Annotated in this window: 12 protein-coding genes, 1 tRNA gene and 1 pseudogene; 1 reads left to right on the forward strand and 13 read right to left on the reverse strand. The window is 72.2% G+C overall.

All coding sequences use genetic code 11. From position 1 onward, the window contains the following. Positions 1-585: pseudogene (locus tag IF17_RS0119280) on the reverse strand (hypothetical protein); the annotation flags it as partial. 77 nt (positions 586-662) lie between these two features. Then, positions 663-1,955 (reverse strand): peptidoglycan-binding protein, encoded by a 1,293-nt coding sequence (locus tag IF17_RS0119285; RefSeq protein WP_030567596.1) that lies wholly within the window; start codon positions 1,953-1,955, stop codon positions 663-665. 205 nt (positions 1,956-2,160) lie between these two features. On the opposite strand from IF17_RS0119285, the gene IF17_RS0119290 reads away from it, so the two are divergent. Then, positions 2,161-2,234: transfer RNA gene (locus IF17_RS0119290), tRNA-Lys, on the forward strand. A gap of 162 nt (positions 2,235-2,396) precedes the next feature. Here IF17_RS0119290 and IF17_RS0119295 read toward each other — a convergent pair. The 11 genes from IF17_RS0119295 to IF17_RS0119345 form a co-directional block, all read right to left on the reverse strand. Beyond that, positions 2,397-3,434: a glycoside hydrolase family 6 protein gene (locus IF17_RS0119295; RefSeq protein WP_030567598.1), complete on the reverse strand. Its 1,038-nt coding sequence runs from the start codon at positions 3,432-3,434 to the stop codon at positions 2,397-2,399. Between the two features lie 356 nt (positions 3,435-3,790). Next, positions 3,791-4,450 carry a class F sortase gene (locus IF17_RS0119300; protein WP_030567600.1) on the reverse strand — a complete coding sequence of 220 codons (660 nt, stop codon included), beginning with the start codon at positions 4,448-4,450 and terminating at the stop codon, positions 3,791-3,793. 1 nt (position 4,451) lies between these two features. Next, entirely contained in the window at positions 4,452-5,018 is a 567-nt protein-coding gene (locus IF17_RS0119305) for a hypothetical protein (RefSeq protein ID WP_030567602.1), read from the reverse strand. Positions 5,019-5,109: 91 nt separating this feature from the next. Further along, complete coding sequence (locus IF17_RS0119310; RefSeq protein WP_030567604.1) at positions 5,110-5,916, reverse strand: HAD-IIA family hydrolase; 807 nt, start codon at positions 5,914-5,916, stop codon at positions 5,110-5,112. Positions 5,917-5,990: 74 nt separating this feature from the next. Next, positions 5,991-7,535, reverse strand: a complete 1,545-nt coding sequence (locus tag IF17_RS0119315; RefSeq protein ID WP_030567606.1) for an alkaline phosphatase family protein — start codon at positions 7,533-7,535, stop codon at positions 5,991-5,993. Positions 7,536-7,728: 193 nt separating this feature from the next. Continuing rightward, positions 7,729-8,793, reverse strand: coding sequence for a 2-aminoethylphosphonate ABC transporter substrate-binding protein (locus IF17_RS0119320; protein ID WP_030567608.1), 1,065 nt, complete (start codon positions 8,791-8,793; stop codon positions 7,729-7,731). Between the two features lie 46 nt (positions 8,794-8,839). Further along, entirely contained in the window at positions 8,840-9,637 is a 798-nt protein-coding gene (locus tag IF17_RS0119325; RefSeq protein ID WP_030567610.1) for an ABC transporter permease, read from the reverse strand. After that, a complete protein-coding gene (locus IF17_RS0119330) occupies positions 9,624-10,502 on the reverse strand; it encodes a 2-aminoethylphosphonate ABC transporter permease subunit (RefSeq protein WP_051884074.1) in 879 nt (292 codons plus the stop codon). Before IF17_RS0119330 ends, IF17_RS0119325 begins: the two co-directional genes overlap by 14 nt. Then, positions 10,495-11,598 (reverse strand): ABC transporter ATP-binding protein, encoded by a 1,104-nt coding sequence (locus IF17_RS0119335; RefSeq protein WP_030567615.1) that lies wholly within the window; start codon positions 11,596-11,598, stop codon positions 10,495-10,497. The genes IF17_RS0119330 and IF17_RS0119335 overlap by 8 nt, the downstream gene beginning before the upstream one ends. Next, positions 11,595-12,308 (reverse strand): phosphonatase-like hydrolase, encoded by a 714-nt coding sequence (locus IF17_RS0119340; RefSeq protein WP_030567623.1) that lies wholly within the window; start codon positions 12,306-12,308, stop codon positions 11,595-11,597. Before IF17_RS0119340 ends, IF17_RS0119335 begins: the two co-directional genes overlap by 4 nt. A 5-nt stretch (positions 12,309-12,313) precedes the next feature. Next, the gene (locus tag IF17_RS0119345; protein WP_030567625.1) at positions 12,314-13,438 is read right to left on the reverse strand and encodes a TIGR03364 family FAD-dependent oxidoreductase; all 1,125 of its coding nucleotides are present in this window, start codon (positions 13,436-13,438) and stop codon (positions 12,314-12,316) included. Between the last annotated feature and the right edge of the window lie 130 nt (positions 13,439-13,568).

Here is a 13,568-nt window from a genome sequence, read left to right on the forward strand (position 1 = left end):
GCCTGTGCCGGGGGTCAGGTCGAGGACGAGGTCCAGCTGGGTGTCGGGCCCGTCGTCGGGGGCCGTGTCCTTGTCCTTGTCCGTCTGCGCGTCGGGGGCCGGGGCCGGGCGGGGCCCTGCCTCTTCGCCGTAAGCGGGGAGCGGGGTCCACTCCGCCGAGGGTTCCGTCCTCAAACGCCGGACGGGCTGGACGGGTGCCGGGGCGGGCTGGAACTGGTCCAGGTGAAGGGTTCGGCCGGGGTGGACCAGGCGGATCGGCTTGACCAGGGGCTTCGCGGCGGGGGCGGGGGCGGGGGCGGGGTCAGGATCCGGGGCAGGGTCTCCCAGGCCCTCGGGGGCCTCGGAGTCCTCGGGGGACTCCCGGCCCGCCTCCACCGGCACCGGGTCCTCCACAGGCAGCCGGTCCTCCCCCACCAGCCCGTCCCCCGCCGACCGCACCTCCTCCTTCGGGCGGAACAGGGGCGGTGGGGTGGGGAGGGCCGGTCGGTGCAGGGCCACGTCGTCCACCAGCGGCATCGGGGTCTCGCCGCCGGAGGTGCGGCCGTCGTGGTCAGTCAGGGGGTGGGGGTTCTGGTCTGGGGTCACCGGTTCCCGGTTCCTTTCCGTCATCCGTCGTCCGTCGTCCGTCAGGTCGATCAAGTCCGTCAGGGCCGTCAAGGCCCTCAGGCGAAGAGCCGGCGCCAGGTCTCCGGCCCCGGATATCCGTCCGCCGCGCCGCCGCGCCAGCCCTGGGCCCGCTGGAACGCCTCGACGTTGCGGCGGTCCGCCTCGGTCCAGCGGGGGTCGGGGCCCGACACGTAGTGCTTGCCGTATCCCTTCTTCACCAACTGCCGGCCGAGCCGGTCGACATGGCTGTTGGACCGACCCGGCTGGAAATAGCCGCGCCCGGGGAAGGCCACCGAGGTGTTCGGGCTGCCTCCCGTGGCGGCGGCCGGGATGTCGCGGCCGGTGCCCGTCGTCAGCAGGCGCCAGGTGTCCGGGCCGGGGAGGCCGTCCGCCTCCGCGCCCTTCCACCCCTGGGCCTGCTGGAACGCCTGCGTGGCCCGCCGGTCGGCCTCGCCCCACACCGGCCCGGGCCCGACCGCGTAGAACCGCTTGGCGCCGCGGGCGATCAGCATCTCGCCGAGCCGGGTGACGTGGGCGTTGTTCGCGCCGGGGCCGAACTGGCCGGCGCCGGGGAAGGCCGTGGCGGAGCCCGAGCCGGGTGAGCCGCCGCTGACGCCCTTGTAGCGGTAGGCGACGTACCGGTCGGAGTTGCTCCAGTACGCCATGGGCGTCGACTGCTTCCGCGTCTTCGGGCGCGCCTGCTCGTAGGCGACGTAGTGGGTGCGCGTGTAGTCGGTCCAGCCGCCGAAGATGGTGACGTGGGAGCCCTTGGAGGGGTCGGCGGGGTTGTGGAAGAGGAGCATGTCGCCGGGCTGGAGGTCGGCGCGGGCGATCCGGGTCCCGTAGCTCGCGAGACTGCCGGTCCATTCGTTGGTGCCGAGGTTCCAGGCCATCGACACATAGCCGGAGCAGTCCTGGCGGTACCCGTCGGACCAGTACTTCTCCATGCTGTACGGGACCTTCGCGTCGACCCACTTCTTGGCCCGGTTGATGATCTCGGCCCGGGTGGTCTTGCGCAGCACCGCGCTGTCCGACGGCGGCCCGGAGGCGCCGGACCCCTTCAGCGGGCCCTTCTCGCCCTGCGGGGTGTCCGGCAGTGGCTCGGGGTCCTGGTCGGCCCGGGGAGCTCCGGCGGTCCGGCCGGCGGCGGCCGCGGCTCCGGCGGCCCCGCAGGAGAGGACCACCCCGGCGGCGGTGGCCAGGACCAGGGCGCGGCGGGCGCCGTGGGCGGCGGGGTGGCCCCCGTACCGCACCGGGACCGCGCGCGCGGCGGCCCGCCGCTGCTGGGCGCACCCCGCACAGGTGCAATCGATGGCGGGCTCGTACTCCTCGAAGACCGGCACAGTCATGCGATTCCCCTCCGCACTCGTCACTCGTCACTCGTCACTCGTCAAGATCTTTGGGCGCAACGCGACGGGCGCCAGTGTCTTAACTCTCCCGACATAAGGCATTTTGACGGACCAATGAGAAAAAACGACCATCTGACAGGGCGTGGCGGCGGGTAAATGGTCTGGAGCACCCGCCGGAGTCGGGTAGAGTTCTCCAGGTCAGCAGGCGCCGTTAGCTCAGTTGGTTAGAGCAGCTGACTCTTAATCAGCGGGTCCGGGGTTCGAGTCCCTGACGGCGCACGCACCATCAAGGCCCCCTCACCGAGCGTGAGGGGGCCTTGATCATTCCCCGTTCCAGGACCGGCGACACCGGCACACCGTCAACGCACAGCGACAACAGGGGTGCGGAGAGTCACGGACCGGCGGCAAAGGGGCGCACGTTACGTGACTGCGGACGGCCCCCTACTTCGTGGCGCGGGCCAGGCCGAGCGCGTACTCCGGCCACCACGCGCCCGCCTTCGGGCCGCCCTTGCAGTCGCCGTCGGACTCGCCGGGGCGCTTGATCCACAGGTAGGCGTCGACCATGTCGTCGCCGGTCGTCGTGGTGGGGGGCTCGCCCAGCGCGCGGCCGGGCGGGTTGCACCAGGTCTCGGCCGGGTCGCCGCCCTCGTAGGGGCCGTTGCCGTTGCGGCTGGTGTCGATGACGAAGGGCTTGTCCCCGACCTTCACCGACAGCTTCCTGCCGAACTCCGTACTGACGGCCGTCGTCCGGAAGTTGGAGACATTGAGCGAGAAGCCGTCGGCCTTCTCGATGCCGGCCCGCCGGAGCGGCTCGTGCAGGGCCTCGGGCGACTGCCAGCCCGCGTTGCCCGCGTCCACGTAGACCTGGGTGGCGGGCTGCTGCTTCAGCCGTTCGACGGCGGACTCGATCAGGGCGTACCGCTCGTCGTGGTGCTCCTGGGGCGTGCAGCCGTCGACCAGGTGGAGGAGGGCGTCCGGCTCCAGGATCACGGTGGCCCGACGGTCCCCGATGCCCTGGGCGACGCCGTCCACCCAGGCCCGGTAGGCGTTGCCGTCGGCGGCGCCGCCCTTGGAGAACTGGCCGCAGTCGCGGTACGGGATGTTGTAGAGGACCAGCAGCGCGTGCCGGTCCGCCTTCGCGGCCGCCTTGGTGACCCGCCGCGCCTCGCCCTCCGGGTCCTCCGGGCCGATCCACTCGCCGACCGGCTGCTCGGCGATCTTCCGGATCAGGTCGGCCTTCTCCTGGTCGCCGTCCTTCTCGTACGTGGCGACCTGCCGGGCCGCCGTGCCGTCCGGGTCCACCCAGTAGGGGTCCTTCGCCTCGGGCTGCTGGCCGACGACCGCAGGGCCGCCGTCCGTACCCCCGTCACCGCCACGGCCGCCGTCACCGGAGCAGCCGGCCAGGAGGAGGGCGGCGCAGACCGCCGCCGCCGTACCGGCCGACCTGAGGCCGGTGTAGCCGGTGTAACCGCCGTACATCCACTCCCCCTCGGGTGCGCTTCGCCTGCACCGCTGTCACGGGTCGCGCCTCTGTGCTGCCGGTCCCGGTCATCCTGACACAGGGACCGGGGCCGTCCGGCGGCGGTGCCGCTGCGTCCCCGCCGTCACCCAGAGGCACCGGGTTCCGGACATCCTGTTCGAAACCGGCTCCTGCGGGGTACCCGTCCCCCTACAGTGGCGGCAGAGACCGACCCCGTACCGCACGGTCCTCCCGTACCGCGCCGGGCGACTCCCGCGGCCCGGTGCACACGGTCGAGGCCGGCCCGGACGGCGCGCCCCTCGCGGGGCGGGCCGACCGGGCCGGATGTCCTTCACCCGCCCGCCCGCATGCCCGCCTAGGCGCCCCGCGCCCCCGTGAGGTAGGCCGAGACCACGACGTTCGCCGTGTACGAGCGGGACTTCTGGTCGTACTTTCCGCCGCAGGTGATCAGCCGCAGCTCCGCCCGGCCGTCCACGCGGGGCCCGTACGCCTTCTCGGCGTCGAAGCGTTCGCGGGTGACGACCTGGACGTCGTCGACGGTGAACTCGGCGACGCTGCCGTCCTCCCGGACCACCTTCACCTTCTCGCCGGGCCGGACCGCGCTGAGCCCGTAGAAGACGGCGGGCTTGGTCTCGGTGTCGGCATGGCCGACGAGCAGGGCCGCCCCCTCGGCGCCGGGCTCGGTGCCCTTGCCGTACCAGCCGGCCGTCTGCGGCAGGTCGTACGGGGGCGGGTCGATGGCCCCGTCCTGGTCGAGGCCGCGCCGGACGACCGGCGCGTCGATCCCGACGGAGGGGACCTCCACACTGCGCGGGGCGGCGCCCTCGACCGGTTCGTGCGCCGGGGGCAGCGGGGCCCCGAGCGGACGGCCGACCGCGGCGACGTCCCCCGTGGTCGGGGCGGACATCCCGCCGGACGCGTCACGCCCCCAGAGCCAGAGGCCGAGCAGCAGCACGGCCCAGGCCACACCGGTCAGCAGTCGCCCGGTGCCTGCCGGGCGGTCCGGGGCGGACATGTCAGTCCGCGGCCGGGTCGCGGCGGCGGCGCGAGGTGCGCAGGGCGAAGGCCACGGAGGCGACGGCGGCGAGGACGAGGCCGATCACCGCGTGCCGGGTGCCGGGGCCCTCGGACTCGGCTCCCCGCTCGGCGAGGACGGCGGTGCCTCCGCCGCCTGCCTTGACGGGGGCCACGGGCGAGGGGCGGGTGTGGTGGATGACGGTGAGGGTGCCGGTCGCCTTGCCCTGGCCGTCCTTGCACGTCACCCAGACGTCGTAGGAGCGGGGTTCGGCGTCGGAGCGGATGGTGGCCTCGGCGTAGAGGCCCTTGTCGTCGGCGGGGGTGAAGTGGGCTTCCGAGACGAAGGCGTCGGAGTTGCCCTTGGCCTGACGGCCCTTGCCGCAGACGTCGACCCAGAGTTCGACCTGACCGCCCGGGGCGATCGTGGACGGGGTGACCGACACGGTGCCGGTTCTCCGGTCGTCGTCACCGGCCCGGGCGGCCGGGGTTGCCTGGGCGGCGGACCCCGGCAGGGCTATGAGCGCGGCCGCCGCTGCGGCACAGAACGTGATGGGCGTGGAACGCATCGTGAACCTCCTAGGGGAAGGTTCACGCCTGGGCCCGGGGCCCGCATCCGCAGTCCTCCATTCGAGCGACCTCGGATGAGGGCCCCGCAGGTCAGGGGCGGTCCGCCTGGTCCGGCAGGTCGATGAGGTCGACCAGGTCCGCGATGGAGTCGACGACGTGGGACGGCCGGAACGGGTAGCGGTCGATGTCCGCGACGCCCGTCAGGCCGGTGAGGACCAGGAACGTCTGCATCCCCGCCTCCAGACCGGCCAGCACGTCGGTGTCCATCCGGTCGCCGATCATGGCGCTGGTCTCGGAGTGGGCGCCGATGGCGTTGAGCCCGGTCCGCATCATCAGCGGGTTGGGCTTGCCCGCGAAGTACGGCTTCTTGCCGGTGGCCTTGGTGATCAGGGCGGCGACCGCACCGGTGGCGGGCAGCGGGCCCTCGGCGGACGGCCCGGTCTCGTCCGGGTTGGTGCAGATGAAGCGGGCACCCGCGTTGATCAGCCGGATCGCCTTGGTGAGCGCCTCGAAGCTGTACGTACGGGTCTCGCCGAGCACCACGTAGTCCGGGGCGTGGTCGGTCAGCACGTACCCGATGTCGTGCAGCGCGGTGGTGAGCCCCGCCTCGCCGATGACGTACGCCGTGCCGCCGGGGCGCTGGTCGTCCAGGAACTGGGCGGTGGCCAGGGCGGAGGTCCAGATGTTCTTCACGGGCACGTCCAGGCCCATGCGGGCGAGGCGGGCGTGCAGGTCGCGCGCGGTGTAGATGGAGTTGTTGGTGAGGACGAGGAAGGGGAGCCCGGAATCCCGCAGCCGCTTGATGAAGGCGTCGGCGCCCGGGATCGGGGTGCCCTCGTGGATGAGGACGCCGTCCATGTCGGTGAGCCAGGAAGTGATCGGCTTGCGGTCTGCCATGTGCGGGGACTCCTGCCGTACGTACTGCACGCTGGGGGTGCCCGGACCACGCCGTCCCGGCACCCCCAGCATAATTAGCTCGCTGTGATCTTGACCCCGTCGATCACCCAGTACCAGTTGTTGGCGCCGGTGTAGTGGAAGCGGAAGCTGACGCTGGTCGCCCCGGCCGGGACGCTCAGGCCGAGCGACTGCGGCTGGGAGATCACGTCCGAGGTGTAGGAGCGGACGAGGGTCGGGGTTCCGCCGTTCCAGGAGGCGAGGACGCGGGCGCTCTGGCTGCCCTCCTGCCGGTACAGGGTGGTGAAGTCCAGCGTGACGGTGGACTTGCCGCCGACCGCGTACGCCGGGGTGACCAGTGTGGAGTCGAACGGGCCGGAGGAGGCCTTGTCGTCCCACTCGTCGGAGTCGGCCACCGCGAAGATCCCGCGCGAGCGGACGTTCAGCTCACGGGACTGGTCGCGCTGGGAGCGGCTCCAGAACTCGTCGGTGGCGAAGGACCAGCCGCGCCACTCGGCGACGCCCCCGGTGCCCATCGCCGCGTTGATGACCGACCAGCCGCTCGGCGCGGTGTGGGTCCAGCCGAGGACGCCGGCCGGGATGCCGGTCTCGTCGACGCGTCCGGCGAGCGCCGGGTAGAGGGCCTCGAAGGGGTCGGTGGAGCGCTCCTGGATCGGCTTGCCGTCCAGGCCCCAGGCGGGGTCGGGGGCGATGCCGAGCTGCTTGAAGACGGTGGCGGCGACATCGACGAGCCGGGTGTCGCCGGGCGTGGCGCCGGCGGCGATGCCGGGGCCCTGGGCGAGGACGAAGGTGCGGCGCTCCTCGATGGTGCTGCCGCCGTGGCCGCCCGCGTTGGTGTGGCCGTGGTCGGTGGCGACGATGACGGTCCACCGCTCGGTGGCGTAGGTCGGGCGGGCCTTGATCGCGGCGAGGAGGCGGCCGAGGTAGCCGTCGATGACGTCGATCGCCTGGCGGTACTGGGCGCTGGCCGCGCCGAGGTTGTGGCCGACGATGTCGACCTGGCCGAGGTAGGCGAAGACGACGTCCGGGTTCTGGTTGCGCAGGATCGACTCGGTGTCGGCGGCGATGGTGGCGTCGTGGCCGGTGTAGCCGTCACGGTCGCCGTCCAGGACGAGCTTGGCGTCGGCGCCCGCGGTGACCGTGCCCTGGGCGTCCAGGGGCTTCCAGTCGACGGCGGCGTACGTGGAGAGCTGGGGCCGGACCTGGGCGAGGCGGGCGAGGAAGCCGGGGTAGCGCGTGTAGTTCTTTCCGGCGAAGGAGTTGTCCTTCACGCCGTGCTTGTCGGGCCAGACGCCGGTGGAGATGGTCGACCAGCCGGGGCCGGAGGAGGTGGCGGCCATCGGGTTGGCGTACAGCAGAGAGGTGCCGTACGTGCCGTTCGCCATCATCGCCTTGAGGTGCGGGGCGCTCGCGGCGGCGATGACGTCGTGGCGGAGCCCGTCGATGCCGACGACGAGCACCTTGTCCTTGCTGGTGCCGTCCGGGAGCGTGGGCGGGGCTGCGTGGGCGGTGGTGGCGGTGGCGAGGGAGCCGACGGCGGCGACGGAGGCAGCGGCGGCGGTGGTGGCGAGCACGGAGCGTCGGGACATGCCTCGGGACACGTGATCCTCCAGGGAACGAGTGGGACGGGGCGGGGCGGGAACTTCGTGAACTGCCTTCTGGACCAGACCCGTTACCTTTGCGAGATAAGTGGGCGGAGTCCAGAGCTTCGCGGTGCGGGATGCGGGATTCGCGGTGCGGGATTCGCGGTGCGGGATGGACCTTCGCAGGGAACGGTGGCCGAAAGGTGGCCGGTCAGCTTCCGGTGGCCGTCTTCCAGGCGTCGATGTACGTGTCCAGGTTGGTGCCGATGTCCGACCAGTCCGGCTCGAAGATCTCCACGCCCTCCAACAGCCCGTTGAGTTCGGTGGCGTTGGCGTCGGTGGCCTTGATGTCCTTGCGGGCGGCGAACCCGCCGCCGACCGCGCTGACATCGCGCTGAGCCTTCTCGGAGAGGAGGAAGTCCAGCAGCTTCCTGCCGTTCTCGCTGTGCGGGGCCTTCGCCAGGAGCCCGGCCGCGTACGGGAGGGCGAAGCTGGTGGGCTTCCCGTCGCCCTTCGCCGGGAACCAGATGGCGAGGTTGGGCATGTCCTTGGACTGGGCGTAGTTCATCTGGACGTCCCCGTTGGCGACGAGGAGTTCACCCTTGTCGACCTTGGGCGCGAGCTTGCCGGTGGAGGCGGACGGGCCGACGTTGTTGGTCTGGAGCCGCTTGAGGTACTCCATCGCCGCCTCCTTGCCGCCGAAGTCGTGCATCGCCTTGATGAGGACGGCGGTGCCGTCGCCCGCGACGCCGGGGGTGGAGTACTGGACCTTCTCCTTGTACGAGGCGTCGAGCAGCTCCTCCCAGGTGCGGGGCGGGGTGGTGAGCCGCTGCTTGTTGTAGATGAAGCCGAAGTAGTTGTTGACGATGGAGGTCCACTTGGCGTCGGGCGCCTTGTCCGCCGCGTCGACCTGGTCGGCGCCCTTCGGCTCGTACGCCGCCAGCAGTCCCTTCTCGTCGGCCTGCTGGATGAAGGGCGGGAGGGTGACGAGCACGTCGGCCTGGGTGTTGGACTTCTCGCGGACGGTGCGCTGCACCATCTCGCCGGAGCCGCCCTCCACGTACTTCACCTTGATGCCGGTCTCCTTCTCGAACTCCTTGAAGACCTTGTCGTACCAGCCGTCGCCGTTCTCGCCCTTGAGGCCGTCGGCGCTGTAGACGGTGACGACCTTCTCGTCGGAGGCGGCGGAGGTGCCGCCGCAGGCGGTGAGGGTGAGAGCGGCGAGGGAGAGGGCGCCGAGGACGGCGAGGGACCGGTTGAGGGCATGGGTGCGCATGGGATGTCTTCTCCTGGAGCAGTGGTTACGGGGGTGGGCGCGGGGTTCAGCGGTAGGAGGCGCGGGTCCGGATGCGGGAGACGGCCGTCAGGACGAGGAGCGTCGTCCCCATCAGGACCACGGCGAGTGCGGCGCCGGTGAAGAGCGATCCGCGGTCGGTGGCGGCGAAGATCTGCACCGGGAGCGGCGTCCAGTCCGGCGGGTAGAGCATCATCGTGGCGCTCAACTCCCCCATGGACAGGGCGAAGCAGAGCCCGGCCGCGGCTGTGAGCGAGGGCAGCAGGAGCGGCAGCCTGACCCGCCACAGGACGCGGCCGGGGCTCGCGCCGAGACTGGCCGCGGCCTGCTCGTACATCGGGTCCAGGCGCCGGGCGGCGGCCGAGACGGACTGGTAGGCGAAGGCGGTGACCAGGACCGTGTGGGCGATGATCACGATCCAGCGGGTGCCGTTGAGGAGGACCGGCGGCCGGCTGAAGGCGACGAGGACGGCGAGGCCGACGACCACGGACGGCACGGCGACCGGAAGCATGAACAGCGCGTCCAGGAACCGTTTGCCGCGCCGGCCGAGGGCGCTCGCGGCGAGCGCCGCCCAGCTGCCGAGGACCAGGGCGAGCACGCTGGCGCAGAGGGCGGTCACCAGGCTGGTGGTCAGCGCCTGGAGCGAGTCGCCGCTGGTCGCGGCGGCGTAGCGGGTGGTGGTGGGGCCGGAGGGGAGGGCGCCGGACCAGTTCGTGGAGAGAGAGGCGGCGAGGATGACGAGGAGGGGGACGGCGAAGAGGGGGAGGAAGAGGAGGGCGAACGCGGACCAGGTGGCCCACTTTCCCGTACGGCTATGCACCAGCACGACGGCTCACCACCCGGTACAGGCTGTAAAGGCCCACGGAAAGAACGATGTTGACGACGGCGACGACACAGGCGGCCGGGTAGTCCGACTCCAGGATCGCCTTGCTGTAGACGAGCATCGGGAGTGTGGTGACCCCTTTCGCCCCGGTGAAGAGGACGATTCCGAACTCGTTCAGGCAGAGCACCAGGACCAGGCTGCCGCCCGCCGCGAGCGCGGGGAGCGCCTCGGGCAGGATCACCTGCCGCACGATCCGCAGGGGCCCGGCACCGAGTGAGGAGGCCACCTCCAGCTGGGCGGTGTCGAGTTGGGAGAAGGCGGCGAGGAGCGGGCGCATGACGAAGGGCGTGAAGTACGTGATCTCCGCCAGCAGGACGCCCCAGGGGGTGGTCAGGAAGTGGAAGGGCCCCTCGGCCGCTCCTGTGACGCCCGTCCAGGCCCCGTTGGCCATGCCGACCGACCCGTAGATGAAGAGGAGGGCGAGCGTGATGAGGAAGGACGGGAAGGAGAGGAAGACGTCGATGAACCGGGCGACCGCCTTGCCGCCGGGGAACGGGACGAAGGCGATGACCAGGGCGAGGACGAAGCCGAGGACCAGGCACCCGACGGTGGCACCGACCGCGAGCCAGACGGTGGTGGTGAGCGCCTCACGGAAGGCGGTGGAGGCGAAGACCTCGGTGTAGGGGGTGAGGGAGGCGCCGGTGGTCGTTTCGCCCAGGGATTCGGGGGTGAAGGACTGCCGGACGACCAGGGCCAGGGGGTAGAGGAAGCCGAGCGCGAGGATCAGGACGGGCGGGAGGGCCCAGGCCCAGGTGGGTGTCCTGAGGCTTACGGGATTCCGGCGGCCGGCCGCGGTGATGCTAGCCACCGGCCACCTCCCGCTCACGCGCGGCGCCCGCCGGGAGCAGCACCGCGTCCTCCGCGGCGAAGTGGAGGGTGACCGGGTCGCCGAGGGCCGGGGGGTCACGCAGTTCGCGGAGGTCGGCCATGAGGCGGTGGCCGGCGACGTCGGCGTGGACGCGGTGGGTGGAGCCGCGCCACTGGACCTCGGTGACCGTGCCGGTGAGCGCGTTGGGCCCGGGGCCGAGGCCGACGAGGTGCGGCCGGACGCAGAGGGTGGCGGTGGCCCCGGGGGTGGCGGTCTCCGTGGGCACGTCGAGGGCGGCGCCCGCCAGGTCCACGCGCCCCGGTCCGGTGACGGTGACCGGGAGGAGGTTGGCGTTGCCGACGAACGAGGCGGTGAACTCCGTACGGGGGCGGCGGTAGAGCTCCTCGGGGGTGCCGCAGTCCTGGAGCCGGGCGCGGTCCATGACGGCGATCCGGTCGGCCAGGGTGAGCGCCTCGACCTGGTCGTGGGTGACGTACAGGATGGAGACGTCGGGCAACTCGCGGTGCAGCCGGGCGAGTTCGGCGAGCATGCCGGATCGGAGCCGGGCGTCGAGTGCGGAGAGGGGCTCGTCGAGGAGGAGGACGCCGGGGCGGATGGCCAACGCGCGGGCGATGGCCACGCGTTGCTGCTGGCCGCCGGAGAGCTCGCGGGGGTGGCGGGTGGCGTACGCGGCCATGCCGACGAGTTCGAGGGCCTCGGTCACCCGCCCGGCGATCTCGGCCTTCGGGGTGCGGTGGGCCTTCAGGCCGAAGGCCACGTTGTCCTTGACCTTGAGGTGCGGGAAGAGGGCGTACTGCTGGACCACCATCCCGATGCCCCGCTGGTGCGGCGGCAGTCGGGTCACATCCCGCCCGCCGATGAACACGCGTCCGGAGGCGGGCCGGACGAATCCGGCGACGGCGCGCAGGGCGGTGGTCTTGCCGGAGCCGGAGGGGCCGAGGAGGGCCATGACCTCGCCGGGTTCGACGGTGAGGTCGAGCCGGTCCAGGACGGTGTTCTCCCCGTACGCGACGCTGACCCCGTCGAAGCGGATGCCGCTGGGGGCGACGGTGGCGGCGAGGTCCTGGGGGCTCATGCCTCGGCCCGCGCGATGAGGTCCGGCAGCTCGGCGACCGACCCGAGGACGTGGGTGGCGCCGTTCCGGTCCAGCTGACCGGCGTCGTGGGCGCCGGTGAGGACGCCCGCGACGAGCCCGGCGCCGGAGCGTACGCCGCTGAGCATGTCGTACGAGGTGTCCCCCGCCACCACGATCCGCCGCACGTCGTCCACCGCACCCGTGCGCAGGAACGCGGCCAGGACCATGTCGGGGTAGGGGCGCCCCCGCCCGCCCGCGTCGGCGGGGCAGAGGGTGAGGGGGACGAGGTCCTGCCAGCCGAGGGCGGCGAGGATGGCGTCCTGGGTGATGCGGGCGAACCCGGTGGTCAGGACGACGGTGCGGCCCTCGGCGGTGAGGCGCTCGACGGCCTCCCGGGCGCCGGGGACCGGGGCGATGCGGCCACCGTCGACGAGTGCCCCGTACGCCTCCTCGAAGGCGGTGTTGGCGAACCGGGCCTTCTCCTCGTCCCCGAAGAGGTGCCGGAAGACGGAAATCTTGGACTCGCCCATGGTGGCGCGTACGTAGGCGAGTTGGCGCTCGTGCTCGCCCGATCCGGGCTGCACACCGAGGCGTTCGGCGGCGGCGGAGAAGGCCTGCTCGACGAGTCCGCCGTCGGCGACGGTGGTCCCGGCCATGTCGAGGACGACGAGGTCGAAGGGGTTGCCGGTCGCGGGTGTCGCTGAAGTCATGTGGTTCACCAGCCCAGTTGGTCTGCGGTCGTTTCGGCGATGGCGGGCGAGCACGTCATGCCGCGCCCGCCGGGCCCGGTGATGAGCCAGACCCCGTCGCCCACCTGCTGGCGGTGGACGACGCGTGAGGTGTCGGTGCACTGGGCGTAGACGCCCGCCCAGCGGTGCCTGATGCGGGGCAGCGGGCGGCCGAGGAAGGCCTCGACGACCCGGGTGAGGTGCTCGTACGGCTCCTCGACGGTGTCGAAGGCGAAGGGGTGCTCGTACTCGTGGGTGTCCCCGATGGTCAGCCCGCCGTCGCTGCGCTGCACCATGAGGAGCTGCATGCGGTGTTCGGCGGCGACCGGGTCCTGGGGCTGGTGGGCGTTGAGGGCGTCGAGCGCCTCGCCGCGGTAGGCGGGGTAGTAGCGGAAGCTGTCGGCGTCGGCGACCGAGGTGGTGAGGGGTTCGCCGAGGGGGTCGGTCTGCATCATCTGGAGCCGGACGCGGCGGACGGGCAGCTCGGGCCCGGCCAGTTCACGGACGAGCCCGCCGAGCCAGGCGCCGGTCGCCAGGATCACCGCGTCGCCGGTGTGGACGTCACCGTGGTCGTCGCGCACGGAGGCGGTGCCGACGACGTCGCGGACCTCGCGGCCACCGAGGAAGGTGTACCGCCCGGAGGCCAGCAGCTCCGCCTTCAGGGCGAGTTGGGCGGTGCGCGGCTCGACCGCCGCGTCCCGCTCGCACCACAGGGCGGCGGTGAACGTGCCGCGCAGGGCGGGGTTGAGGGCGCGGGCCTCCTCGGCGGTGAGCAGCTTGTAGCCGCGCGCCACCGCGTCGGGCCTGGCGAGCGCCGCCTCGGCGACGGCGGCCTCGGCCCCGGTCCGCAGCGGGGTGAGCGAGCCGCAGGGCCGGAACCCGAGCCCCGGCACCCGCCGCCCGATCCCCTCCCACAACTCCCGTGCCCGCAGGGCGGTTTCCAGCTCCTCGCCTCCGGCCCGACCACTGACCCAAATCTGTCCGAAATTGCGGAGCGATGCCCCGCGCGCCTCGCTCTCACGCTCGATCTGTACGACCTCGTGGCCGCGGCTGACTGCATGCCAGGCGTGCATAATTCCCACCGCGCCGGCTCCTACGACGATGACTCTCACGGCGGCCACGCTCCTCGGGTCGGGTGTCCCGGACACATCCGGTCGACAACGGGATGGTGAACGACCCGCCAAGCTTGGACTAGACCCGTTATTGTTTCGTTATCCGAACGCACCCCCAGGCGCGACACCG

Source organism: Streptomyces cyaneofuscatus (assembly GCF_000718135.1).
Classification (GTDB): domain Bacteria; phylum Actinomycetota; class Actinomycetes; order Streptomycetales; family Streptomycetaceae; genus Streptomyces; species Streptomyces cyaneofuscatus.